Raw genomic sequence first — 25,192 nt, 5'->3', positions numbered from 1 at the left:
AAATTGCGGGCCGCCCAAGAGAGTAGACCATGAGCCAAGGTATTGAATTTAATCGGTTGATGATGGACATGAAGGCCATGCAAATGGACGCCATGTCGAAGCCGAAATCGATCGCTGCTGCCCCTGAAGTGGCAGGCAGCAGCTTTTCCGACATGCTCGGTCAGGCCATCAACAAAGTCAGTGATACCCAGCAGGCGTCGACTCAGTTGGCCAACGCATTTGAAATCGGCAAGAGCGGCGTCGATCTGACGGACGTGATGATTGCCTCGCAAAAAGCCAGCGTGTCGTTCCAGGCTCTGACCCAGGTGCGCAACAAGCTGGTTCAGGCTTATCAAGACATCATGCAGATGCCGGTTTAAGGACGAGATTGAGTCATGGCAGAAGCAGTCGCCGATAACGTTCCGGCCAAGGCCACCCCGATAGACGGCAAACCGCCGCTGTTCGGCCTGTCCTTCCTGGAAAACCTCTCCGAGATGACCGTGCTGCGTCAGGTGGGCCTGTTGGTCGGCCTGGCCGCGAGCGTGGCGATTGGCTTTGCCGTGGTGCTGTGGTCGCAGCAACCGGACTACCGGCCTCTGTACGGCAGCCTTGCCGGCATGGACGCCAAACAGGTCATGGATACCCTGGCCTCCGCCGACATTCCCTACACCGTCGAACCGAATTCCGGCGCCTTGCTGGTCAAGGCCGATGACCTGTCCCGTGCGCGGCTCAAGCTCGCGGCCGCTGGTGTCACTCCCAGCGACGGCAACATCGGTTTTGAAATCCTCGACAAGGAACAGGGTCTGGGCACCAGCCAGTTCATGGAAGCGACCCGTTATCGTCGCGGCCTCGAAGGCGAACTGGCCCGCACCATTTCCAGCCTGAACAACGTCAAGGGTGCGCGCGTTCACCTGGCCATCCCGAAAAGCTCGGTGTTCGTGCGTGACGAACGCAAACCAAGCGCTTCGGTACTGGTCGAGTTGTACTCCGGTCGTTCGCTGGAGCCAGGCCAGGTCGTTGCCATCATCAATCTGGTGGCGACCTCCGTTCCTGAGCTGAGCAAATCGCAGATCACCGTCGTCGACCAGAAGGGCAACCTGCTGTCGGATCAGGCGGAAAACTCCGAAATGACCATGGCCGGCAAGCAGTTCGACTACAGCCGCCGCATGGAAAGCATGCTCACCCAGCGCGTGCACAACATTCTGCAACCGGTACTGGGCAACGATCGTTACAAGGCTGAAGTCTCGGCCGACGTCGATTTCAGTGCCGTCGAATCGACCGCCGAGCAGTTCAACCCGGATCAACCGGCCCTGCGCAGCGAACAGTCGGTCAACGAACAACGCACCGCCAGCAATGGCCCGCAAGGTGTGCCGGGTGCCCTGAGCAACCAGCCACCGTCGCCGGCTACGGCGCCGCAGACCACCGGTGGCGCAGCCGCCCCGGCGAGCATGGTGCAGCCTGGTCAGCCACTGGTTGACGCCAACGGTCAGCAGATCATGGACCCGGCCACCGGCCAGCCGATGCTCGCGCCGTACCCGGCGGACAAGCGTCAACAATCCACCAAGAACTTCGAGCTCGACCGTTCCATCAGCCACACCAAACAGCAGCAGGGTCGCCTGAATCGCCTGTCGGTGTCGGTGGTGGTGGACGATCAGGTCAAGATCAACCCGGCCAACGGCGAAACGACTCGCGCGCCGTGGAGCGCCGACGAATTGGCGCGCTTCACCCGTCTGGTACAGGACGCCGTCGGCTTCGACGCCAGCCGTGGCGACAGCGTCAGCGTGATCAACATGCCGTTCTCCGCCGAGCGCGGCGAAGTGATCGCCGACATTCCGTTCTACTCCCAGCCATGGTTCTGGGACATCGTCAAACAAGTGCTGGGTGTGCTGTTCATCCTGGTGCTGGTGTTCGGCGTGCTGCGTCCGGTGCTCAACAACATCACCGGTGGCGGCAAAAGCAAGGAGCTGGCCGGTCTGGGCGGCGACATGGAACTCGGTGGCATGGGCGGTCTGGACGGTGAACTGTCCAACGATCGCGTCAGCCTCGGTGGCCCGACCAGCATTCTGCTGCCGAGCCCGAGCGAGGGTTATGACGCTCAGTTGAACGCAATCAAGAGTCTGGTGGCAGAAGACCCGGGTCGTGTGGCCCAGGTCGTGAAAGAGTGGATTAACGCAGATGAGTGATAACCGAGCCGCCGTCGCCAAACTGTCCCGGGTCGATAAAGCCGCGATTCTGCTGCTGTCCCTGGGTTCGACCGATGCCGCACAAGTGCTGCGCCACATGGGCCCCAAAGAGGTCCAGCGAGTCGGCGTGGCCATGGCCCAGATGGGCAACGTCCACCGTGAGCAGGTCGAGCAGGTCATGAGTGAGTTCGTCGACATCGTCGGCGATCAGACCAGCCTGGGCGTCGGCTCCGACGACTACGTGCGCAAAATGCTCACCCAGGCCCTGGGTGAAGACAAGGCCAACGGCCTGATCGATCGCATTCTGCTGGGCGGCAACACCAGTGGCCTCGACAGCCTGAAATGGATGGAGCCGCGCGCCGTTGCCGACGTGATCCGTTACGAGCACCCGCAGATCCAGGCGATCGTGGTGGCGTACCTCGATCCGGATCAAGCCGGTGAAGTGCTGGGCAACTTCGACCACAAGGTGCGTCTGGACATCATCCTGCGCGTCTCGTCGTTGAACACCGTGCAGCCGGCCGCGCTGAAAGAATTGAACCAGATTCTCGAGAAGCAGTTCTCCGGCAACTCGAACGCCTCGCGCACTACCCTGGGTGGTATCAAGCGGGCGGCGGACATCATGAACTTCCTCGACAGCTCGATCGAAGGCCAGCTCATGGACTCGATCCGCGAAGTCGACGAAGACCTGTCCGGTCAGATCGAAGACCTCATGTTCGTGTTCAACAACCTGGCCGATGTCGACGACCGCGGGATCCAGGCGCTGTTGCGCGAAGTCTCTTCCGACGTGCTGGTGCTGGCCCTCAAGGGTTCGGACGAAGGCGTCAAGGAGAAGATCTTCAAGAACATGTCCAAGCGTGCCGCCGAACTGCTGCGCGACGACCTCGAGGCCAAGGGCCCGGTGCGCGTCAGCGACGTGGAGACCGCGCAGAAGGAAATCCTCACCATCGCCCGCCGTATGGCCGAAGCCGGAGAAATCGTGCTCGGTGGCAAGGGCGGCGAGGAAATGATCTAAGCCCATGGACAAGCATGACGACGATGTGACGGACCTGATCCGTGCCCGGGACGTCCGTGGTTTCGAATCCTGGGCGTTGCCCAGCTTCGACCCGCCGAAACCTGAGCCCGAGCCGGAACCGGAGCCTGAACCGCCGGAAATGGAAGAGGTGCCGCTGGAGGAAGTCCAGCCACTGACTCTGGAAGAACTCGAAAGCATCCGTCAGGAGGCCTACAACGAGGGCTTCGCCATCGGCGAAAAGGAAGGCTTTCACAGCGCCACCCTCAAGGTGCGCCAGGAAGCCGAAGTGGTCCTGACGGCCAAGGTCAACAGCCTTGAGCAACTGATGGGTCACCTGTTCGAGCCCATCGCCGAGCAAGACACCCAGATCGAAAAGTCGCTGGTCGACCTCGTGCAGCACATCGCCAAACAGGTGATTCAGCGCGAGCTGGCCATCGACTCGACGCAGATCGAACACGTCATGCGCGACGCCCTCAAGCTGTTGCCGCTGGGCGTGGGCAATGTGCGGCTGTACGTCAATCCGCAGGATTTCGAACAGGTCAAAGCCCTGCGCGAACGTCATGAGGAAACCTGGCGCATCGTCGAAGACGAAGCCCTGCTGCCGGGCGGTTGCCGGGTCGAGACCGACCACAGCCGGATCGACGCCAGCATCGAAACCCGCGTCAGCCAGGTCATGGCCAAACTGTTCGACCAGTTGCACGAACAGGCCCTGCACCCGGCCGCACCGGACCTGAGCCTGGACCTGCCGGAGTCGCCAAAACCGGCACCGGTCGCAGAAGAGCCGCTCGCGGACGCCCCCGATGCGCCTTGAACGCACCAGTTTCGCCAAGCGCCTGAGCACCTACGCCGAGGCCACCGAAATCGCCGGCGCGCCGATCCTCGAAGGGCGCCTGCTGCGCATGGTCGGCCTGACGCTCGAAGCCGAAGGCTTGCGCGCCGCCATGGGCACCCGCTGCATGGTGATCAACGACGACACCTATCACCCGTCCCAGGTTGAAGCCGAAGTCATGGGTTTCTCCGGCAGCAAGGTGTTCCTGATGCCGGTCGGCAGCGTGGCCGGCATTGCCCCGGGCGCCCGCGTCGTGCCGCTGGCCGACACCGGTCGTTTGCCGATGGGCATGAGCATGCTTGGTCGCGTGCTGGACGGCGCCGGACGCGCGCTGGACGGCAAGGGCGGCATGAAGGCTGAAGACTGGGTACCGATGGACGGCCCGACGATCAACCCGCTCAACCGTGACCCGATCAGCGAACCGCTGGACGTCGGCATCCGTTGCATCAACGGTTTGTTGACGGTCGGTCGCGGTCAGCGTCTGGGTCTGTTCGCCGGTACCGGTGTCGGTAAATCGGTGTTGCTGGGCATGATGACCCGCTTCACCGAGGCCGACATCATCGTCGTCGGCCTGATCGGTGAGCGGGGTCGAGAAGTTAAGGAATTCATCGAGCACATCCTCGGTGAAGAAGGCCTCAAGCGTTCCGTGGTAGTGGCGTCGCCTGCGGACGATGCACCCTTGATGCGTCTGCGCGCGGCGATGTACTGCACGCGGATCGCCGAGTATTTCCGCGACAAGGGCAAGAACGTTCTGTTGCTGATGGATTCGCTGACCCGTTTCGCCCAGGCCCAGCGGGAAATCGCCCTGGCCATCGGCGAGCCGCCGGCGACCAAGGGTTATCCGCCGTCGGTATTCGCCAAACTGCCGAAACTGGTGGAGCGCGCCGGTAATGCGGAGAAGGGTGGTGGCTCGATCACTGCCTTCTACACCGTATTGTCCGAGGGTGATGACCAGCAGGATCCGATCGCCGACTCCGCGCGGGGTGTGCTCGACGGCCACATCGTGCTGTCGCGGCGCCTGGCCGAAGAAGGGCATTACCCGGCCATCGATATCGAAGCCTCGATCAGTCGGGTGATGCCGGCGGTGGTGTCGCCGGAGCACATGCAGCGTGCGCAATACTTCAAGCAGCTGTGGTCGCGATATCAACAGAGCCGCGACCTGATCAGCGTCGGCGCCTATGTCGCGGGCGGTGACCGCGAGACTGACCTTGCCATCAATCTGCAACCGCAATTGGTCAGATACCTGCGTCAGGGCCTCAACGACAACATCAGCCTGGGTGAAAGCGAGGCGTACCTCGAAACGATTTTCGCCCCGGCGGCCGGCGGGTAACCGGTCATGGCCCAGAGTCGAGCCGCGCGTCTGGCGCCGGTGGTGGACATGGCCGAGAAGGCCGAGAAAACCGCCGTGCAGCGCCTGGGCTACTTTCAGGGTCAGGTGAAAGTGGCCGAGAGCAAGCTCGCCGACCTCAACGCCTTTCGCCTGGATTACTCGCAGCAGTGGATCGTGCGCGGCAGCACCGGCGTGACCGGGCAATGGCTGCTGGGTTTTCAGGGCTTCCTGGCGCAGCTCGACACCGCTGTCGATCAACAGCGCCAGAGCCTGCAGTGGCACCAGAACAACCTGGACAAGGCTCGCGATGCCTGGCAGCAGGCATTCGCCCGGGTCGAAGGTCTGCGCAAGCTTGTACAACGTTATCTGGATGAAGCGCAGCGCGCCGAAGACAAGCGCGAACAGAAGCTGCTGGACGAGTTGTCCCAGCGTTTGCCGCGCCACGAGGCGTTTTGACGGGCAGATCTCGCACAGATCCCGACGCCATCGCGCCTTGCCCATGGCTCCTCCAAGTGCTAAACCTTGTACACGTTCGTCAATGACAAGGAAGCCAGTACATGTCAGTCGTTACAGAAGTCTCTGCGGACAAGAAAAAGCTGACGATTTCGGTCAAGGGGCGATTCGATTTCGCCAAGCATCAGGAATTTCGCCAATCCTACGAAAAAGAGCAGCCCGAATCGGTGATTGTCGACCTCAAGGAGGCGACCTATCTCGACAGTTCGGCGCTCGGCATGTTGCTTCTGCTGCGTGATCATGTCGGTGGCGACGATTCGGAAATCCGCGTGGTCAACAGCAGTTCCGACGTGAAGAAAATCCTCGCCATCTCCAACTTCGACAAACTGTTCGACATCAGTTGACGGTCATGCAGGCGCTAGAGCCGCTGACGATCCTGATCGCCGAAGACAGCGCCGCTGACCGGCTGTTGTTGTCGACCATCGTCCGTCGTCAGGGGCATGAAGTGCTGACGGCCACCCACGGGGCGGAGGCGGTCGAGGCATTTATCCGGCAAAAACCGCATCTGGTATTGATGGATGCCATGATGCCGGTGATGGACGGGTTCGAAGCCGCACGCCAGATCAAGAAGCTGGCGGGTGAAAACCTGGTGCCGATCATCTTCCTCACCTCGCTGACGGAAAGTGAAGCCCTGGCTCGCTGCCTTGAAGCCGGTGGTGACGACTTTCTGGCGAAGCCCTACAACCAGGTGATCCTGTCCGCCAAAATCAAGGCGATGGATCGCTTGCGCCGTTTGCAAGCCACCGTCCTTCAGCAGCGCGATCTGATCGCCAAACATCATGACTATCTTCTCAACGAGCAGCGGGTCGCCAAGGCCGTATTCGACAAGGTCGCGCATTCCGGCTGCCTGAGCGCGCCGAACATCCGTTACCTGCAATCGCCCTACGCGCTGTTCAATGGCGACTTGCTGCTGGCCGCGTACACCCCGGCCGGCGACATGCATGTGTTGCTCGGTGACTTCACCGGTCACGGTCTGCCGGCGGCGGTCGGCGCCATGCCGCTGGCCGAGGTGTTCTATGGCATGACCGCCAAGGGTTACGGTCTGGCCGAAACCCTGCGGGAAATGAACGCCAAGCTCAAGCGCATCCTGCCGGTGGACATGTTCTGTTGCGCGACGCTGTTGTGCCTGAGTTTCCAGCGGCGCTCGGTGGAAGTCTGGAACGGCGGCATGCCCGACGGTTATCTGCATTGCCTCGCCACCGGGGAGCGCAAGCCGCTGGCGGCTCGGCATTTGCCGCTGGGAGTGCTCAGTCCGCAGACCTTCGATGACCGCACCGAGGTTCACTCGATGGCGGTGGGCGATCGCGTGTTCCTGCTCTCGGACGGGGTCATCGACACCTGCGATGCCAATGATCAGTTGTTCGGTGTCGAGCGCTTGCACAAGGTGTTCGCCGCCAATCGCCAGCCGGATCGGCTGTTCGAGGAAATCGAGCAGGCGTTACAGGACTTTCGCGGTGAGGCCCGGGACGATGTGAGCATGGTCGAGGTCAGCCTGCTGGAGATGGCGCAGGTCAATCCGTCGGCGCCGGTGTATTCCGACAGTGGCCAGTCCTGTCCGCTGGACTGGTCGGTGAGCTTCGAATTTCGCGGTGCCACGCTCAAACGCTTCAATCCGTTGCCTTATCTGTTGCAGTTGCTGCTTGAGGTGCATGGATTGCGGGCGCAGAGTGGCGCACTGTACAGCGTGCTGGTCGAGCTTTATTCCAACGCGCTGGAGCATGGCGTGCTGGGTCTGGATTCAAGCCTCAAGCGCGATGCGTCGGGTTTCGCCCGTTATTACGAGCAGCGCAATGCACGCCTCGAGGCTCTGCAGGACGGTTACGTGCGCGTGCATTTGCAGGTGCGGCCGGAAGGCGAGGGCGGTTGTCTGGTGGTGCGGGTCGAAGACAGCGGCCGGGGATTTGATGTCTCGCGCGTGATGGAGCGGCCGCTCGACGGTGTCCGTCTGTCGGGGCGTGGAGTCAGCCTGATCCGCCAATTGGCGCGTAATGCCAGCTGGTCAGACGATGGTCGAACTGCTCGCGTGGAGTTTTTCTGGGAGGCTCTGGCATAATCCGCGCATTCTTGATCAGGGAGTGAACAAGTGGCTGATACACATGTGGACCACGAGGCGCTAAGCGCGCTGCGGGAAGTGATGGAAGACAGCTATCCGGAATTGCTGGATACCTTCCTCGCCGATTCCGAAAATCGCCTGCGCGAGTTGCAGCAGACCGCCGATGCCGACGCATTGTCTTCCGTTGCGCACAGCTTCAAGGGCAGCAGCAGCAACATGGGTGCGACCCGTCTTGCCGTGCTGTGCCAGGAGTTGGAGCAGCATGCCAAAGACAAAAGCCCTTCTGAAATCATCAAGCTGGTCGCCGACATCCATAGCGAATTCGCCAATGTGCGGCCCGTTTATGTCGCCGAGCGGCAGCGCTCGCTGACGCACTGATCCTGCCGCCGGGCGGTTTTGCCGGATTTCTGGCGAAACTGGCCCGGCACTTGCAGTCATCTATCCCAACTGTACCTACGATCCCAGTGCAGCGGAGACCGTGCCATGCCTGCAAGCCCCAACATTCTTCTTCAGACCGCCGCCCAGGCCAAGGCGCAAGCTGCCTCAGCCAAATCATCGGCAGTGGCCGCAGAGCCCGGGGACAAGGCCTCCAGCTTCGCTCAGGTGTTCGCCGATCAAGGCTCGAACAAGCCCTCGGTGACCGTCGATAATTCGGTCAAGCCTGCTCGTGACAAGGTGGCCGACAACAGCGGCAAGAAAGACGTGGGCAAGGATCAGTCTGCCGCCCCGGAGCCGGCGGTTGCCGATAGCGGCAAAGCCTTGCCCGCCGACAAACCGGCGACGGCAGCAACGGACGACAAGACCGCCACGGATGACGACACGGCCGACACCGCGCCGGCCCCTGTTGCGGAAACGGCGCCGGTGGACCCGGCACTGGTGGCGGCGGTAGAGCCTGTCGTTACCGCGCCGGTAGCAGCCACCCCTGTCGTCGATACCGCCGCAAAACCGGAAACCGATCAACCTGCCGTGGCGGCATTGCCGGGTATGGTCAAGGATCCGGCGCCGGCCACTGACCCGGCTTTCGACCCCGAGGCGGATCCACTGGATTCGCTGCCTGCCGTGCGCATGGCCATGGAGCAGAGTGGTCACATTTCCGCTTCCAGCCAGTCCCAGCCCAAGGCCACCCCGGCCCAGGCTCAGGCTGACGGCGAATTGACCTCGGCGCAGAACTTCGCTGCCGGCATGGCCAGCATGCTTGATGTGCAGGCTGACAAGGACAGCACCAGTCAGGGCGGTGAGAAGGCGTTCAGCGGTCTGATCGATGACGGCCTGAAAGACCTGAAGACCGCCACCAGCGACACCCGCGTGGATGATTTCGCTAACCGTCTGGCGGCGCTGACCCAGGCTGCCACGCCGAAAACCGCCAACGCGGTGCCGGTGAACCAGCCGATTGCCATGCACCAGAACGGCTGGACCGAAGAAGTGGTCAACCGGGTCATGTACCTGTCGAGCAACAACCTGAAGGCGGCTGACATCCAATTGCAGCCAGCCGAGCTCGGGCGTCTGGATATCCGGGTGAACATGGTCCCGGACCAGCAGACCCAGGTGACCTTCATGAGCGCGCATCCGAGCGTGCGTGAAGCCCTCGACGGTCAGATGCACCGCTTGCGCGACATGTTCAACCAGCAAGGCATGGGGCAGGTCGACGTCAACGTGTCCGACCAGAACCGTGGCTGGCAGGGTCAAGGCCAGGAACAGGCACAGCAGGGGCAGGGCGGTCGTACCAGCGCTGCCGGCGGTCGCCTGGATTCGGCTGAAGAAGAGTTGACGCCGGCAGCCGTCGCTGAAGCGGCAACAACGGCGACTCACGTGATCGGCTCCAGCGCCGTCGACTACTACGCCTGATTCATCCTCCCCCGAGGGAGCGGCCCTGTCCGCTCCCTCGTCCGTTTTGCCACCGCTCACCATTTCCCTCCGACACTTCTGGCATAACACTTGCTCTTGCCTTGCCGTGCGACTGTGAAAACCCGATTAGTGACGGATTATTGGCATGGCGAAGAGCGAAGCTGCAGCAGTAAAAGACCCCGCAACCAAAGGCAAACTCAAGCTGATCATCATGATCGTGCTGGGTCTGTTGCTGGCCATCGGCACGTCCGTGGGGGCGACCTGGTTCTTCATGCACAGTGCCCAGAGCAAGCCCGAGGCGGCGGCCGAAGCGGCCCCGGTCGGCAAGCAACCGGCGATTTTCGAGCCGATGGCGCCGGCCTTCGTGGCCAACTACAACCAGAACGGCCGTCAACGCTACATGCAGGTGAGCATCACCATGCTGGCGCGCAATCAGGCGGATCTGGAAGCGCTCAAAGTGCACATGCCGGTGATCCGCAACAACCTGGTGATGCTCTTCTCCGGTCAGGATTTCGCCACTTTGGCGACGCCGGTCGGTCAAGAGATGTTGCGCCAGAAGGCCACAGCCAGCGTCCAGGAAGTGGCGCAGAAGGAGCTGGGCAAAGTGGTGATCGAACAGTTGCTTTTCACTAATTTCGTACTGCAGTAGGAACACGACATGGCCGTGCAGGATCTGCTGTCCCAGGATGAAATCGACGCGCTGTTGCATGGCGTCGACGATGGTCTGGTACAGACCGATAACGCTGCCGAACCCGGCAGTGTCAAAAGCTACGACCTGACCAGCCAGGATCGCATCGTCCGTGGACGCATGCCGACTCTGGAAATGATCAACGAGCGTTTTGCCCGCTACACCCGCATCAGTATGTTCAACATGCTGCGCCGCTCGGCGGACGTTGCCGTCGGTGGCGTACAGGTGATGAAGTTCGGCGAATACGTGCACTCGCTGTACGTGCCGACCAGCCTCAACCTGGTCAAGATCAAACCCCTGCGCGGCACCGCGCTGTTCATCCTCGACGCCAAACTGGTGTTCAAACTGGTGGACAACTTCTTCGGCGGCGACGGCCGTCACGCCAAGATCGAAGGGCGCGAATTCACCCCGACCGAACTGCGCGTGGTGCGCATGGTGCTGGAGCAGGCGTTCGTCGATTTGAAGGAAGCCTGGCAGGCGATCATGGAAGTCAACTTCGAGTACATCAACTCGGAAGTGAACCCGGCCATGGCCAACATCGTCGGCCCGAGCGAAGCGATCGTGGTCTCCACGTTCCACATCGAACTCGACGGCGGTGGCGGCGATCTGCACGTGACCATGCCGTACTCGATGATCGAGCCGGTGCGCGAAATGCTCGACGCCGGTTTCCAGTCGGACCTCGACGACCAGGACGAGCGCTGGGTCAACGCCCTGCGCCAGGACGTGCTGGATGTCGACGTGCCGATCGGTGCCACCGTGGCTCGCCGCCAGTTGAAACTGCGCGACATCCTGCACATGCAGCCGGGTGATGTGATTCCGGTGGAGATGCCGGAAGACATGATCATGCGCGCCAACGGCGTGCCGGCCTTCAAGGTCAAGATGGGCTCGCACAAAGGCAACCTCGCGTTGCAGGTTATCGAGCCGATCGAGCGCCGCTGAAGCGGCGCCCTCACTCCCTGATTCTTTTACCGGTTTTTTGCCCGCCGAGGACAAATGATGAACGACGATATGAACACCCAGGACGATCAGGCACTGGCCGATGAATGGGCTGCCGCCCTGGAAGAAACCGGTGAAGCCGGGCAGGCCGACATCGACGCGCTGCTGGCCGCCGATGCGGGTGCTTCGAGCTCCAACCGTCTGCCGATGGAAGAGTTCGGCAGCGTGCCGAAGAACAACGATCCGGTGACCCTCGACGGTCCGAACCTGGACGTGATTCTCGACATTCCGGTGTCGATCTCGATGGAAGTGGGCAGCACCGACATCAACATCCGCAACCTGCTGCAACTCAACCAGGGTTCGGTGATCGAGCTCGATCGTCTGGCCGGCGAGCCGCTGGACGTGCTGGTCAACGGCACTCTGATCGCCCACGGCGAAGTGGTTGTGGTCAACGAAAAGTTCGGCATCCGTCTGACCGACGTGATCAGCCCGAGCGAACGCATCAAGAAGCTGCGCTGAGTGAAAAAGGTTCTGGGGGCTTTGTTCGGTCTGACACTGGCGTTGCCGTTCAGCGTGCTGGCGGCCGAGCCAGTGGCGACCACGGCAGCGGCGGCTGCGCCGGCCGTCAACAGCGGCGTGGCGGGTCAGCTGACGCAACTGGTGCTGGGTTTGTTGCTGGTGCTGGGCCTGATCTTCTTTCTCGCCTGGCTGTTGCGCCGGGTGCAGCAGGCAGGTCCCGCCGGCAAGGGCCAGGTGATCGAGCTGATCGGCTCCCGCGCGCTCGGGCCGCGTGACCGTCTGATGCTGGTGCAGGTCGGCAACGAGCAGATCCTGCTCGGTCTCAGCCCTGGAACCATCACTGCGTTGCACGTGCTCAAAGAGCCGGTCGAGGTGCCGAGCACCGCCGACAAAGCGACTCCGGAATTTGCCCAGCATCTGTTGAAGATCCTCGGCAAGGATCAGAAGGATAAGAAGTAATGGGTGCGTTGCGCATCGTCTTGACCCTGGCCTTGATGTTGGCCGCGCCGCTGGCATTCGCCGCCGATCCGTTGTCGATCCCGGCGATCACCCTGGGCACCAACGCCGAGGGCGCGCAGGAGTATTCGGTCAGCCTGCAGATCCTGCTGATCATGACGGCGCTGAGCTTCATTCCGGCCGCCGTCATCCTGATGACCAGTTTCACCCGGATCATCATCGTTTTCTCGATCCTGCGTCAGGCCCTGGGCCTGCAGCAGACCCCGTCGAACCAGATCCTCACCGGCATGGCGCTGTTCCTGACGCTGTTCATCATGGCGCCAGTGTTCGATCGCGTGAACAACGATGCCTTGCAGCCGTACCTCGCGGAAAAGTTGACGGCTCAGCAGGCGGTGGAAAAGGCTCAGGTGCCGATCAAGGACTTCATGCTCGCCCAGACCCGCTCCAGCGATCTGGAGCTGTTCATGCGCCTGTCCAAGCGCACCGACATCGCGACGCCGGATCAGGCGCCGCTGACGATTCTGGTGCCGGCATTCGTGACGTCTGAGCTGAAGACCGCGTTCCAGATCGGCTTCATGATCTTCATCCCGTTCCTGATCATCGACCTGGTGGTCGCGAGCGTGCTGATGGCGATGGGTATGATGATGCTGTCGCCGCTGATCATTTCGCTGCCGTTCAAAATCATGCTGTTCGTGCTGGTGGATGGCTGGGCGCTGATCATCGGCACCCTGGCCAGCAGTTTCGGAGGTGTATCGCCATGACGCCAGAAGTAGCGGTCGACATCTTTCGCGAAGCCCTGTGGCTGACCACCATGATGGTGGCGATCCTGGTGGTGCCGAGTCTGTTGGTGGGCCTGCTGGTGTCGATGTTCCAGGCTGCCACCCAGATCAACGAACAGACCCTGAGCTTCCTGCCGCGTCTGCTGGTGATGCTGGTCACGCTGATCGTCGCCGGCCCGTGGCTGGTGCAGACGTTCATGGAATACATCACGCAGTTGTACAAAAACATTCCGATGGTCATCGGCTAAGCCATGCAATCGCTGCTTCAGTTGACCGATACCCAGATCAGCACCTGGGTGGCGTCGTTCATGCTGCCGATGTTTCGCGTCGCCTCGATGTTGATGGTGATGCCGGTCTTCGGAACCACGCTGGTGCCCCGGCGGATCCGTCTGTACTTCGCCTTCGCGATCACTGTTGTGATCACGCCCAATTTGCCGCCGATGCCGGCCGTCAGTCCTCTGGACCTCAGCGGTCTGCTGCTGATTGCCGAGCAGATTCTCGTTGGTGCGGTGCTGGGTTTCTCTCTGCAATTGTTCTTTCAGGCCTTTGTGGTGGCGGGGCAGATCGTCGCGATCCAGATGGGCATGGGCTTCGCGTCGATGATCGACCCTACCAACGGCGTGTCGGTGGCGGTGATCGGGCAGTTCTTCACGATGCTGGTGACCTTGCTGTTCCTGTCGATGAACGGGCACCTGGTGGTCTTCGAAGTGCTCACCGAAAGCTTCACCACGCTGCCGGTCGGCGGCGGGCTGATGACCACGCATTACTGGGAACTGGCCGGCAAACTCGGCTGGGTGCTGGGCGCCGCCTTGTTGCTGGTGCTGCCGGCGGTCACCGCGCTGCTGGTGGTCAACATCGCCTTTGGCGTGATGACCCGGGCCGCGCCGCAGCTCAACATTTTCTCCATCGGCTTTCCGCTGACTCTCGTACTCGGCCTGTTCATTGTCTGGGTCGGGCTGGCGGACATTCTCAATCAGTATCAACCGCTGGCCACCGAGGCCTTGCAGTTTTTACGCGAACTGGCAAAGGCGCGCTGAGTCATGGCTGAGAGCGAGAGCGGTCAGGACAAAACAGAAGACCCCACGGAGAAACGCAAAAAGGACTCCCGGGAAAAGGGTGAGATTGCGCGCTCCAAGGAGCTCAACACCCTGGCGATCATGCTCGCCGGCTCTGCTGCACTGCTGATTTTTGGCGGGATGCTGGCGCAGGATTTGATGGACCTGATGCGCCAGAACTTCACGCTGTCGCGGGAAGTGATCATGGACGAGCGCTCCATGGCGACGTTCCTGATGAGTTCCGGGTTGCAGGCATTGCTGGCGATTCAGCCGATCATGATCACCCTGTTGCTGGCGGCTTTCCTCGGACCGATCGCGCTGGGTGGCTGGTTGTTCGCCGCCGGTTCGCTGGCGCCCAAGTTCAGCCGGATGAACCCGGCGGCAGGCCTCAAGCGGATGTTCTCGATGAAGGCCGTGGTCGAGCTGCTCAAGGCGCTGGCCAAGTTTCTCATCACGCTGGGTGTGGCGCTGGTGGTGCTCAATTCGGACATTGACGACCTGTTGCGCATCGCCCACGAGCCGCTGGACCGGGCGATCATTCACAGCTTGCAACTGGTGGGCTGGAGTTCTCTGTGGCTGGCGTGCGGGTTGATCATCATCGCCGCCGTCGACGTGCCCGTGCAGATCTGGGAGAGCATCAAGAAGCTCAAGATGACCAAGCAGGAAGTGCGCGACGAGCACAAGGACCAGGAAGGTCGGCCGGAGGTCAAACAACGGATTCGCCAGGTTCAGCGCGAGATGTCGCAGCGCCGGATGATGGCGGCGATTCCGGATGCCGACGTGGTCATCACCAACCCGACCCACTACGCCGTGGCGCTCAAGTACGACGCGGAGAAGGGCGGGGCGCCGATGCTGCTGGCCAAGGGCAGCGACTTCCTGGCGCTGAAGATCCGCGAAATCGCCGTGGCCAACAACGTCATGCTGCTCGAATCGCCAGCACTGGCGCGTTCGATCTATTACTCCACCGAGTTGGAAGAAGAAATTCCCGGCGGTCTGTACCTGGCGGTCGCTCAGGTACTGGCCTACGTCTACCAGATCCGCCAGCACCGCGCGGGCAAGGGCAAGTTCCCGGAACCGCTCAAGGACGACCTGCCGATTCCGCCGGATCTGCGGCGCGATTCCTGATCGTGATGAAGCAAAAAAAACCGCCATCCGGTTGAACCTGATGGCGGTTTTTTTCGCCCGATGATCTGTGGTTCTTGTGAGGCCGCGAAGGCGTCAGCAACCACGGCACATCACTCAAGCCCTTACACAGGGTTCGGCGACGGCGGTATTTCCAGATTATCCAGCACCCGATTCACTGCCAGTTCCCCGAGCATGATCAGTTGCGCAATCCCCACCAGCGTCCTGCGCTGCGAGGCGGGCATGAGGTGGGTGAAGTCATTGACGATGGTTCTGGCGGAAGCCAGGGTCTCGCAGGCATCGGCCAGCAGCTCTTCGTTTTTGAAGTCCGCGGTGATGGCGTACATTCTGCGGGTCTTGCGCGGTGGTGGTGTGGAGCCGGGCGGGCAGAGATAGTGATCGAGGGCGCGGTCGGCGGCTTCGTGAAGCTTTCTTGAGTCGAGGGATTCGTAGGGCGAGGCGGGGTCGGTTTCGGGTGGATTGGGTGTTGGTTTGATCATGGTGAAGCTCCTGAGTTATGGAGCCACTTTTTCCCTGTCGCTAAACAGGTGAAGGTGGCAGCTGTACGCAGGTTAGCGAACCGGTCTCAGGCACCCCGGTAGACCCGAAGGTCTCCCGCATACAGCCGCCATAACGTAATTGCGGACGAAGAGTCCCACAACGAAGCCATGAACGCTGATGCGCTGAGAAAGTTCGAGTCGCTAAACCCGATCGCTGATTCGTCAGCGACCGACCCACAATAGAACCCGACCCCACAGCGCACAAGCCGGCGGATTCTGGCGTAGCTGTAGGCAACGGCGCAAGGATTCGTAGCCTGTAAGGCGTGTCTGAAGGTGTCTTTTAAACACCCGAGTTTAAAAGGCACTTTTTGCTGACTTCTTGCGAAGGCGGCACCCCGGTCAGCAGAAAAACCACGCTCAAACCCCTCTGTTTCAATCATCGGCAAAAGTTGGAAGGCTTCTTGCAGTAGCCGCCGTGCGCCCGCTCTGGGCGTCAAAAGTTTGCTTTAAAGGAACGGGGAAAACCGGTGGATCGCTCTCAGTTAATCAACAGTGCTCGCTCGAACATTGCCGACCTCAGTCGGGGCAATCTGGGTGTGCCGCTGTTGCTGCTGGTCATGCTGGCGATGATGATGTTGCCGGTGCCGCCGTTCCTGCTCGACGTGTTCTTCACCTTCAACATTGCCCTGTCGATCGTCGTACTGCTGGTCTGCGTGTACGCCTTGCGGCCGCTGGATTTCGCGGTGTTCCCGACGATCCTGCTGGTGGCGACGCTGTTGCGACTGGCGCTGAACGTGGCGTCGACGCGGGTGGTGATGCTCCACGGTCAGGACGGCCACGCCGCTGCCGGTAAGGTGATCCAGGCCTTCGGTGAGGTGGTGATCGGCGGTAACTACGTGGTCGGTATCGTGGTCTTCGCGATTTTGATGATCATCAACTTCGTCGTGGTAACCAAGGGTGCCGGCCGGATCTCCGAGGTGAGCGCGCGCTTCACCCTCGATGCGATGCCCGGCAAGCAAATGGCGATCGACGCCGACCTCAACGCCGGTCTGATCGATCAGGCCCAGGCCAAGGCCCGTCGTCAGGAAGTCGCCCAGGAGGCAGAGTTCTATGGTTCGATGGACGGTGCCAGCAAGTTCGTGCGCGGTGACGCCATCGCCGGTTTGCTGATTCTGTTCATCAACCTGATCGGCGGCATGGCCGTCGGTATCTTCCAGCACAACATGACTTTCGCTGACGCGGGCAAGGTTTACGCCTTGCTGACCATCGGTGACGGTTTAGTGGCGCAATTGCCATCACTGTTGTTATCTACAGCTGCGGCGATCATGGTGACCCGTGCTTCCGGCTCGGAAGACATGGGCAAGCAGATCAATCGCCAGATGTTCGCCTCGCCCAAAGCATTGGCGGTGGCTGCCGGTCTGATGGCGGTCATGGGCCTGGTGCCGGGCATGCCGCACTTCTCGTTCCTGAGCATGGCCGCCCTGGCTGCCGGTGGCGCGTACCTGTTCTGGAAGAAGCAGAACGTGGCCAAGGTGCAGGCGCTGCAAGAGGTTCAGCGTCAGCAGGAACTGCTGCCGTCGCCGGCCCGCGCCATGGAAACCAAGGAGCTGGGCTGGGACGACGTGACCCCGATCGACATGATCGGCCTGGAAGTCGGCTACCGCCTGATTCCGTTGGTGGACCGCAACCAGGGCGGGCAACTGCTGGCGCGGATCAAGGGCGTGCGCAAGAAGCTCTCGCAGGATCTGGGCTTCCTGATGCCGACCGTGCATATCCGCGACAACCTCGACCTGGCGCCGAGCGCCTATCGCCTGACCCTGATGGGTGTGATCCTGGCCGAAGCCGAGATCTACCCGGATCGCGAACTGGCGATCAACCCGGGTCAGGTCTACGGCTCGCTCAACGGCATTACCGCCAAAGATCCGGCTTTCGGCCTGGAGGCGGTGTGGATCGAAGTCAGCCAGCGCGCCCAGGCGCAGTCGCTCGGTTACACCGTGGTCGATGCCAGCACCGTGGTTGCGACCCACTTGAACCAGATTCTGTACAAGCACTCCAGCGAGCTGATCGGCCACGAAGAAGTGCAGCAATTGATGCAATTGCTGGCCAAGAGCTCGCCGAAACTGGCTGAAGAGCTGGTGCCGGGCGTGGTCACGTTGTCGCAGTTGCTCAAAGTATTGCAGGCGTTGCTGGCCGAACACGTGCCGGTGCGCGACATCCGCAGCATTGCCGAAGCCATCGCCAACAATGCCGCCAAGAGTCAAGATACCGCCGCTTTGGTGGCCGCTGTGCGGGTCGGCGTATCACGCGCCATCGTCCAAAGCATTGTAGGGACTGAGTCGGAGCTGCCAGTTATCACGCTGGAGCCAAGGTTGGAACAAATATTGCTCAATAGTCTGCAGAAGGCAGGACAAGGCTCGGAAGAGGGCGTTCTGCTGGAGCCGAGCATGGCCGAGAAGCTGCAGCGTTCGCTGATCGAAGCGGCGCAGCGCCAGGAAATGCAAGGTCAGCCGGTGATCCTGTTGGTAGCAGGCCCGGTTCGCGCGATGCTCTCGCGCTTTGGTCGCCTGGCAGTTCCCGGACTGCATGTGCTGGCCTACCAGGAAATTCCGGACAACAAGCAAGTGACCATCGTTGCGACAGTAGGGCCCAACGGCTGAGGTAGTGGTTTATGCAAGTTAAGCGTTTTTTCGCCGCCGATATGCGTCAGGCCATGAAGCTGGTTCGTGATGAGCTGGGCGCTGATGCCGCCATCATTGGCAACCGCCGCATCGCCGGCGGCGTCGAGCTGACGGCGGCGCTCGATTACAAACTGTCGGCGCTGGCCCCGCGTGTTCCGAACATGGAACTCGAGGATGAGCTGCGCAAGACCCAGTCGCGCATCGTTACCGCCCAGGCCGAGCTGAGCCTGCGTGGCGAAGCCGACGGCAACACCAATCGCCAGTTGTTCGCCGGGCTGCCGTTGACGGCCGGCCTGCCGCTGACCGCTGCCGAGCCGCTGACCGAACCGACCTACGAAGCGCCGGCCCGTCCGGTGCCAGCGCCTGCACCGGCTGCTGCGGGTGTTGACCCGCGTGCACTGGACTCGATGCGTTTCGAACTCAACAGCCTGCGCGAACTGATGGAAGTGCAACTCGGCACCCTGGCCTGGAACCAGCTGCAAGGCAGCCGTCCGGCCCAGGCCAATCTGTACCGTCGTCTGCAACGCATCGGTTTGTCCGGCCCGTTGTCCCGTGACCTGCTGTCGATGATCACCGAGATCGATGAACCTCGTCAGGCCTGGCGCATGCTGCTGGCGCACCTGGCGCGGATGATTGCCGTACCGGAAGTCGAGCCGCTGGAAGAGGGCGGTGTGATTGCCATGGTCGGTCCTGCCGGCATGGGCAAGACCACCACCCTCGCCAAGCTGGCCGCCCGCTATGTGCTCAAGTACGGCGCGCAGAACATCGCGCTGGTGAGCATGGACAGTTTCCGCATCGGCGCGCAGGAGCAGCTCAAGACGCTGGGTCGCATCCTCAATGTGTCGGTGACCCACGTCGATCCGGGCCAGTCCCTGGTGCAGGCGCTGGATCCACTGCTGCGCAAACGCGTGGTGCTGATCGATACCGCCGGCCTGCAGGCCAGCGATCCAGCCCTGCGCATGCAGCTGGAAAGTCTGGCCGGTCGTGGCATTCGGTCGAAAAATTATCTGGTGCTGGCAACCACCAGCCAGAAACAGGTTCTAACCGCCGCTTATCACAGTTACAAGCGTTGCGGGCTCGCCGGGTGCATCCTGACTAAACTGGATGAGACGGCAAGCCTTGGCGAAGTGCTGAGCTTGGCGATCAGTCACGAACTGCCGGTCGCCTACCTGACCGATGGGCCGCGTATTCCGGATGATCTGCATCTGCCGCGCCGTCATCAACTGGTCAGCCGCGCCGTCAGCGTGCAAATGCAGGAAGAACCCAGCGAAGAAGCCATGGCTGACATGTTCGCTGATATCTACCACAGTCCGACCAAGCAGGTTGGCTGAGGTAATGAACAGTTTTCGTACCTACATCGATGGCCTGCCACGCATTGTTCCGGTTGTGAACGCGCAGCCAGTAATGTGGCCTCCGTCTATGCAAGACAAGGTAAAGAAATAACATGGGCAGCATGCATCCCGTACAGGTGATCGCGGTGACCGGCGGCAAAGGTGGCGTCGGCAAGACTAATGTGTCAGTGAACTTGTCCCTGGCGCTGGCAGAGCTTGGCCGTCGGGTCATGCTGCTGGACGCCGACCTGGGGCTGGCGAACGTCGACGTTCTGCTGGGCCTCACACCTAAACGCACCCTGGCCGACGTGATCGAAGGCCGCTGCGAGCTGCGCGACGTGCTGTTGCAAGGCCCCGGCGGGATCCGCATCGTGCCGGCCGCTTCCGGCACCCAGAGCATGGTTCACCTGAGCCCGGCCCAGCATGCTGGCCTGATTCAGGCGTTCAGCGACATCGGCGACAATCTCGACGTGCTGGTGATCGACACCGCTGCGGGTATTGGTGACTCGGTAGTCAGTTTCGTTCGCGCTGCGCAAGAAGTGTTGCTGGTGGTCTGCGACGAGCCGACCTCGATCACCGACGCTTACGCGCTGATCAAACTGCTGAACCGCGATTACGGCATGAACCGCTTCCGCGTCCTGGCCAACATGGCCCAGAGCCCGCAGGAAGGTCGCAATCTGTTCGCCAAGTTGACCAAGGTCACGGATCGCTTCCTCGACGTCGCCCTACAATACGTCGGCGCAGTGCCCTACGACGAAAGCGTGCGCAAGGCGGTGCAGAAGCAGCGTGCGGTCTATGAAGCCTTCCCGCGTTCCAAGTGCGCACTGGCGTTCAAGGCGATCGCACAGAAGGTCGACACCTGGCCGCTGCCCGCCAACCCGCGCGGTCACCTCGAATTTTTCGTCGAGCGCCTCGTGCAGCAAACGGCAGGACCTGTGCTATGACCGCCAGCGGTATGAACCTTTACAAAAAGTCGGCGCGTGACGCGCAGTACGAGCTGATCGAGCGTTACGCGCCACTGGTCAAACGCATCGCCTACCACTTGCTGGCGCGATTGCCGGCCAGTGTGCAGGTCGAAGATCTGATCCAGGCCGGCATGATCGGCCTGCTCGAAGTCTCGACCAAATACGACGCCAGCAAGGGCGCCAGTTTTGAAACGTACGCGGGCATCCGGATCCGCGGTGCGATGCTCGATGAAGTCCGTAAGGGGGACTGGGCGCCACGCTCGGTTCACCGCAATACCCGTATGGTCAGCGACGCGATTCGCTCGATTGAAGCTAAAACCGGCCGTGACGCTAAAGATCACGAAGTTGCGGCCGAACTCCAATTGAGTCTCGACGATTACTACGGGATTTTGAACGACACCCTGGGCAGCCGGCTGTTCAGTTTCGACGACCTGTTGCAGGACGGCGAACACGAAGGGCTGCACGAGGATGGCGCCAGTGCTCATCTGGAGCCGTCGCGCGATCTGGAAGACGAACGTTTCCAGGCCGCGCTGGCGGACGCGATTGCCAATTTGCCGGAGCGTGAGCGACTGGTGTTGGCGCTGTACTACGACGAAGAGCTGAACCTCAAGGAGATCGGTGAAGTCCTTGGCGTCAGTGAATCGCGGGTCAGCCAGTTACACAGCCAGTGCGCGGCCCGCTTGCGGGGGCGTTTGGGGGAGTGGCGAGCGCGCTGAAGGCAGTGTGGGGACACTGCGAACGAGGCTGGTGCGGTGGTGAACGGCACCGGTCTTGCTCTGTTGTGCTCCAGACAGTCATCGAGTGTTTTGCCGGATTGATTGAAATGGCGCGTCCAGGTGCTGGACGCGTTTAAGACTGCTTGGAGGTCGAATTGAACAAAGACATGAAAATCCTCATCGTTGATGACTTCTCAACGATGCGGCGGATCATCAAGAACCTGTTGCGTGATCTCGGGTTCACCAACACTGTCGAGGCCGACGATGGCACCACTGCCATTCCGGTGCTCAACAGCGGCAGCATCGACTTTCTGGTAACGGACTGGAACATGCCCGGCATGACCGGTATCGACCTGCTGCGCCACGTGCGCGCCGATGAAAAGCTCAAGCACCTGCCAGTACTGATGGTGACCGCTGAAGCCAAGCGCGAGCAGATCATCGAAGCGGCCCAGGCCGGCGTGAACGGCTACGTGGTCAAACCTTTCACGGCCCAGGCGTTGAAAGAAAAAATCGAGAAGATTTTCGAACGCATCGGCTGATGAACGCGCGGGGGAGCTATGGAGCATAAAGAATCTTCACAGGGCGACTTCGAGTCGACCCTGAAAAAACACGCGGTCGAACTGGTCGAAAGCCTTGAAAAGGGCAGGTTCGGCGACGCTGTGCAACTGATCCATGAGCTCAATCAGACCCGTGACCGTGGCCTGTACCAGGAAGTGGGCAAGCTCACGCGTGAACTGCACAGTGCGATCGTCAATTTCCAGATCGATCCGCACATGCCGCAGGCTGAGGAAGTGTCGCAAATCACCGACGCTACCGAGCGCCTGGGCTACGTGGTCAAACTGACCGAAGCTGCCGCCAACCGCACCATGGATCTGGTGGAAAGCGCGACCCCTGTGGTCAATGGCCTGGCTGACGAAGCCCAGGCCTTGAGCGCCGATTGGAGCCGCTTCATGCGCCGTGAGGTCGGGGCTGAAGAGTTCCGTGAACTGGCGCGCCGGGTCGACGGTTTTCTGGCACGCAGCAGCGCGGACAACCGCGCGGTGTCGAGCAATCTGAACGACATTCTGCTCGCCCAGGATTACCAGGACCTCACAGGCCAGGTGATCAAGCGCGTGACCCAATTGGTCACCGAAGTCGAAAGCAACCTGCTCAAGCTCGTGCTCATGGCCAGCCAGGTGGACCGCTTTGCGGGCATCGAACATGACCGTGCGGCGATGCTTGCTGAAAAAGATCCACAAAAACATCTCTCGCAGGGTGAAGGTCCGCAGATTCATGCCGATAAACGAGAAGACGTTGTGTCCGGTCAGGACGATGTGGACGATTTGCTATCCAGCCTTGGATTTTGAGTTTTTTTGGGTTTTTAGACCTGTAGGAGCACCCCATTAATGAGCTTCGGCGCCGATGAAGAGATCCTTCAGGATTTCCTGGTTGAGGCCGGCGAGATTCTTGAGCAACTGTCCGAACAACTGGTCGAGCTGGAAAGCCGCCCGGATGACGCAGATCTGCTCAACGCAATTTTTCGCGGTTTCCACACTGTAAAAGGGGGCGCCGGCTTCCTTCAGCTCAACGAGCTGGTGGAGTGCTGTCACATCGCCGAAAACGTGTTCGACATCCTGCGCAAGGGTGAACGACGCGTCGATGCAGAACTGATGGACGTGGTGCTCGAAGCGCTGGACGCGGTGAACAGCATGTTCAGCGAAGTCCGCGATCGCAGCCCGATCACCGCCGCCACCCCGGAACTGCTGGCCGCCTTGGCGCGTCTGGCCGAACCGCAATCGGCGGATGAGGCCCCGGCTTCGCCTGTTGCCGAGATGATCGAAGAACTGGTCGTCGAAGGCGATTCGGGCGACATCACCGATAACGAATTTGAACAGTTGCTGGACTCGCTGAACGCCGTCAAGGCCGAAGCCGAAGCCCCGGCGGCTGCCGCTGCGCCTGCTTCCGGTGAAGCGGCCAGCGATGAAATCACCGACGCAGAATTCGAGTCGCTGCTCGACCAGTTGCATGGCAAGGGCCAGTTCGCGGCCGACGCCGTGGTTCCGGCCGCCGCTGCACCGGCTGCTCCGGCGGCGGGCGACAGCTCGGACATCACCGACGACGAATTCGAAGCCTTGCTCGATCAGTTGCACGGCAAAGGCAACTTTGCCGTCGATGCGCTGGAGTCGGCGATTGCTTCGGTTCCTGCGACGACTGCTCCGGCAGCCGCTGCGGCCGGTAGCGATCTGATCACCGACCACGAGTTCGAATCGCTGCTCGACGATCTGCATGGCAAAGGCAAGTTCACTGACGTCGCCACCGGTGCCGTCGTGACTGCCGGCAATGCTTCGGCGGTTGCAACGCCTGCTGCGAAGGCCCCGGCCGCTGCGGCAAAACCTGCTGCGAAAGCGCCTGAGCCGAAAGCCGAACCGGCCAAACCGGCTGCCGCTGCGGCACCGGCTCCGGCCCGTGCACCGGCGACCCCGCCACCGGAAAAACCGGCGAGCGAAGCCGAGACCACCGTGCGTGTGGACACTGCACGTCTCGACGAAATCATGAACATGGTCGGCGAGCTGGTGCTGGTGCGTAACCGTCTGGTGCGCCTGGGCCTGAACAGCGGCGACGAGTCGATGCAGAAGGCCGTGTCGAACCTCGACGTGGTCACCGCCGACTTGCAGACCGCGGTCATGAAGACCCGGATGCAGCCGATCAAGAAAGTCTTCGGCCGCTTCCCGCGTCTGGTTCGCGACCTGGCGCGCCAGCTCAAGAAAGAGATCAACCTGGAACTGGTGGGCGAAGAGACCGACCTCGACAAGAACCTCGTCGAGGCACTGGCCGACCCGCTGGTCCACTTGGTGCGCAACGCGGTCGACCACGGCATCGAGTCGCCGGAAGAACGCGAAGCCTCGGGCAAGGCCCGTGGCGGCAAGGTGATTCTGGCGGCCGAGCAGGAAGGCGACCACATCCTGCTGTCGATCTCCGACGACGGCAAAGGCATGGACCCGAACGTCCTGCGTGCCATCGCCGTGAAACGCGGTGTGATGGACAAGGATGCCGCCGATCGCCTGAGCGACACCGAGTGCTACAACCTGATTTTCGCCCCGGGTTTCTCGACCAAGACCGAGATCTCCGACGTGTCCGGCCGCGGTGTCGGCATGGACGTGGTGAAGACCAAGATTTCCCAGCTCAACGGTTCGATCAACATCTACTCGAGCAAGGGCCAGGGCTCGAAGATCGTCATCAAGGTGCCGCTGACGCTGGCGATCATGCCGACCCTGATGGTGATGCTCGGCAATCAGGCGTTCGCGTTCCCGCTGGTGAACGTCAACGAAATCTTCCACCTCGACCTGTCGACCACCAACGTGGTGGACGGCCAGGAAGTGGTGATCGTGCGGGACAAGGCGCTGCCATTGTTCTACCTCAAGCGCTGGCTGGTCAGCTCCGCCGCTCACGAAGAGCAGCGCGAAGGCCATGTGGTGATCCTTTCGGTGGGCACCCAGCGGATCGGCTTCGTCGTCGATCAACTGGTAGGTCAGGAAGAAGTGGTCATCAAGCCATTGGGCAAGATGCTCCAGGGAACTCCGGGCATGTCCGGCGCCACCATTACCGGTGACGGCCGCATTGCACTGATTCTCGATGTTCCGAGCATGCTCAAGCGTTACGCCGCACGGCGTATTTGAATCCGGGGCGGCGGGGCGACAACGTCCCGCCGCACCTAATGGAGTGT

26 protein-coding genes are annotated in these 25,192 nt (G+C 61.4%); 25 read left to right on the top strand and 1 reads right to left on the bottom strand.

Features of this window, described 5'->3' with window-relative positions:
* The first annotated feature begins 29 nt into the window (after positions 1-29).
* The 18 genes from fliE (at position 30) to flhB (ending at position 15,302) form a co-directional block, all read left to right on the top strand.
* Entirely contained in the window at positions 30-359 is a 330-nt protein-coding gene (gene fliE / locus AC1RT4_RS10795; RefSeq protein WP_007958292.1) for a flagellar hook-basal body complex protein FliE, read from the top strand.
* Positions 360-374: 15 nt separating this feature from the next.
* Entirely contained in the window at positions 375-2,162 is a 1,788-nt protein-coding gene (gene fliF / locus AC1RT4_RS10790) for a flagellar basal-body MS-ring/collar protein FliF (protein WP_493085338.1), read from the top strand.
* Positions 2,155-3,174, top strand: a complete 1,020-nt coding sequence (gene fliG / locus AC1RT4_RS10785; RefSeq protein ID WP_007958288.1) for a flagellar motor switch protein FliG — start codon at positions 2,155-2,157, stop codon at positions 3,172-3,174. The genes fliF and fliG overlap by 8 nt, the downstream gene beginning before the upstream one ends.
* A 4-nt stretch (positions 3,175-3,178) precedes the next feature.
* A complete protein-coding gene (gene fliH / locus AC1RT4_RS10780) occupies positions 3,179-3,985 on the top strand; it encodes a flagellar assembly protein FliH (protein ID WP_493085337.1) in 807 nt (268 codons plus the stop codon).
* Complete coding sequence (gene fliI / locus AC1RT4_RS10775; RefSeq protein WP_493085336.1) at positions 3,975-5,333, top strand: flagellar protein export ATPase FliI; 1,359 nt, start codon at positions 3,975-3,977, stop codon at positions 5,331-5,333. The genes fliH and fliI overlap by 11 nt, the downstream gene beginning before the upstream one ends.
* Positions 5,334-5,339: 6 nt before the next feature.
* Positions 5,340-5,789 carry a flagellar export protein FliJ gene (fliJ, locus tag AC1RT4_RS10770; protein ID WP_493085335.1) on the top strand — a complete coding sequence of 150 codons (450 nt, stop codon included), beginning with the start codon at positions 5,340-5,342 and terminating at the stop codon, positions 5,787-5,789.
* 101 nt (positions 5,790-5,890) lie between these two features.
* Positions 5,891-6,190, top strand: coding sequence for an STAS domain-containing protein (locus AC1RT4_RS10765; protein ID WP_011333053.1), 300 nt, complete (start codon positions 5,891-5,893; stop codon positions 6,188-6,190).
* A gap of 5 nt (positions 6,191-6,195) precedes the next feature.
* Entirely contained in the window at positions 6,196-7,899 is a 1,704-nt protein-coding gene (locus tag AC1RT4_RS10760) for an ATP-binding SpoIIE family protein phosphatase (protein ID WP_493085334.1), read from the top strand.
* Between the two features lie 30 nt (positions 7,900-7,929).
* Positions 7,930-8,277: an Hpt domain-containing protein gene (locus AC1RT4_RS10755; RefSeq protein ID WP_493085333.1), complete on the top strand. Its 348-nt coding sequence runs from the start codon at positions 7,930-7,932 to the stop codon at positions 8,275-8,277.
* Between the two features lie 105 nt (positions 8,278-8,382).
* Positions 8,383-9,744 (top strand): flagellar hook-length control protein FliK, encoded by a 1,362-nt coding sequence (locus AC1RT4_RS10750; protein ID WP_493085332.1) that lies wholly within the window; start codon positions 8,383-8,385, stop codon positions 9,742-9,744.
* A 145-nt stretch (positions 9,745-9,889) separates the two neighbouring features.
* Positions 9,890-10,393, top strand: a complete 504-nt coding sequence (gene fliL / locus AC1RT4_RS10745; RefSeq protein ID WP_085666707.1) for a flagellar basal body-associated protein FliL — start codon at positions 9,890-9,892, stop codon at positions 10,391-10,393.
* 9 nt (positions 10,394-10,402) lie between these two features.
* A complete protein-coding gene (gene fliM / locus AC1RT4_RS10740) occupies positions 10,403-11,371 on the top strand; it encodes a flagellar motor switch protein FliM (RefSeq protein ID WP_003222890.1) in 969 nt (322 codons plus the stop codon).
* Positions 11,372-11,428: 57 nt separating this feature from the next.
* Positions 11,429-11,887 (top strand): flagellar motor switch protein FliN, encoded by a 459-nt coding sequence (gene fliN / locus AC1RT4_RS10735; RefSeq protein ID WP_007951948.1) that lies wholly within the window; start codon positions 11,429-11,431, stop codon positions 11,885-11,887.
* Positions 11,888-12,346: a flagellar biosynthetic protein FliO gene (fliO, locus tag AC1RT4_RS10730; protein WP_493085331.1), complete on the top strand. Its 459-nt coding sequence runs from the start codon at positions 11,888-11,890 to the stop codon at positions 12,344-12,346.
* Positions 12,346-13,104: a flagellar type III secretion system pore protein FliP gene (gene fliP / locus AC1RT4_RS10725; RefSeq protein ID WP_007951950.1), complete on the top strand. Its 759-nt coding sequence runs from the start codon at positions 12,346-12,348 to the stop codon at positions 13,102-13,104. The genes fliO and fliP overlap by 1 nt, the downstream gene beginning before the upstream one ends.
* Entirely contained in the window at positions 13,101-13,370 is a 270-nt protein-coding gene (gene fliQ / locus AC1RT4_RS10720; protein WP_007951951.1) for a flagellar biosynthesis protein FliQ, read from the top strand. Before fliP ends, fliQ begins: the two co-directional genes overlap by 4 nt.
* 3 nt (positions 13,371-13,373) lie before the next feature.
* Positions 13,374-14,159 carry a flagellar biosynthetic protein FliR gene (fliR, locus tag AC1RT4_RS10715; RefSeq protein WP_102717471.1) on the top strand — a complete coding sequence of 262 codons (786 nt, stop codon included), beginning with the start codon at positions 13,374-13,376 and terminating at the stop codon, positions 14,157-14,159.
* Between the two features lie 3 nt (positions 14,160-14,162).
* A complete protein-coding gene (gene flhB, locus AC1RT4_RS10710; RefSeq protein ID WP_127797305.1) occupies positions 14,163-15,302 on the top strand; it encodes a flagellar biosynthesis protein FlhB in 1,140 nt (379 codons plus the stop codon).
* Between the two features lie 122 nt (positions 15,303-15,424).
* On the opposite strand, the gene AC1RT4_RS10705 is transcribed toward flhB, so the two are convergent.
* Entirely contained in the window at positions 15,425-15,799 is a 375-nt protein-coding gene (locus AC1RT4_RS10705; RefSeq protein ID WP_493085330.1) for a DUF6124 family protein, read from the bottom strand.
* Between the two features lie 527 nt (positions 15,800-16,326).
* Between AC1RT4_RS10705 and flhA the strand changes: the two genes are divergently transcribed.
* The 7 genes from flhA to AC1RT4_RS10670 all read left to right on the top strand — a co-directional run bounded on the left by flhA (position 16,327) and on the right by AC1RT4_RS10670 (position 25,145).
* Positions 16,327-18,456 (top strand): flagellar biosynthesis protein FlhA, encoded by a 2,130-nt coding sequence (gene flhA / locus AC1RT4_RS10700; protein WP_011333069.1) that lies wholly within the window; start codon positions 16,327-16,329, stop codon positions 18,454-18,456.
* Positions 18,457-18,467: 11 nt separating this feature from the next.
* Entirely contained in the window at positions 18,468-19,808 is a 1,341-nt protein-coding gene (gene flhF, locus AC1RT4_RS10695; RefSeq protein WP_236181608.1) for a flagellar biosynthesis GTPase FlhF, read from the top strand.
* 113 nt (positions 19,809-19,921) lie between these two features.
* Positions 19,922-20,752, top strand: coding sequence for a flagellar synthesis regulator FleN (fleN, locus tag AC1RT4_RS10690; RefSeq protein WP_003222917.1), 831 nt, complete (start codon positions 19,922-19,924; stop codon positions 20,750-20,752).
* Positions 20,749-21,489 (top strand): RNA polymerase sigma factor FliA, encoded by a 741-nt coding sequence (gene fliA / locus AC1RT4_RS10685; protein ID WP_007951959.1) that lies wholly within the window; start codon positions 20,749-20,751, stop codon positions 21,487-21,489. Before fleN ends, fliA begins: the two co-directional genes overlap by 4 nt.
* Before the next feature lie 167 nt (positions 21,490-21,656).
* Positions 21,657-22,028, top strand: a complete 372-nt coding sequence (locus AC1RT4_RS10680) for a chemotaxis response regulator CheY (RefSeq protein WP_003183998.1) — start codon at positions 21,657-21,659, stop codon at positions 22,026-22,028.
* Positions 22,029-22,046: 18 nt separating this feature from the next.
* Positions 22,047-22,835, top strand: coding sequence for a protein phosphatase CheZ (locus AC1RT4_RS10675; protein ID WP_221534229.1), 789 nt, complete (start codon positions 22,047-22,049; stop codon positions 22,833-22,835).
* Positions 22,836-22,874: 39 nt separating this feature from the next.
* Entirely contained in the window at positions 22,875-25,145 is a 2,271-nt protein-coding gene (locus AC1RT4_RS10670; protein ID WP_493085329.1) for a chemotaxis protein CheA, read from the top strand.
* Positions 25,146-25,192 lie beyond the last annotated feature (47 nt).

The organism is Pseudomonas sp. GW821-FHT11D10, from assembly GCF_058808435.1.
This window is presented reverse-complemented; position numbering and strand designations above follow the sequence as displayed.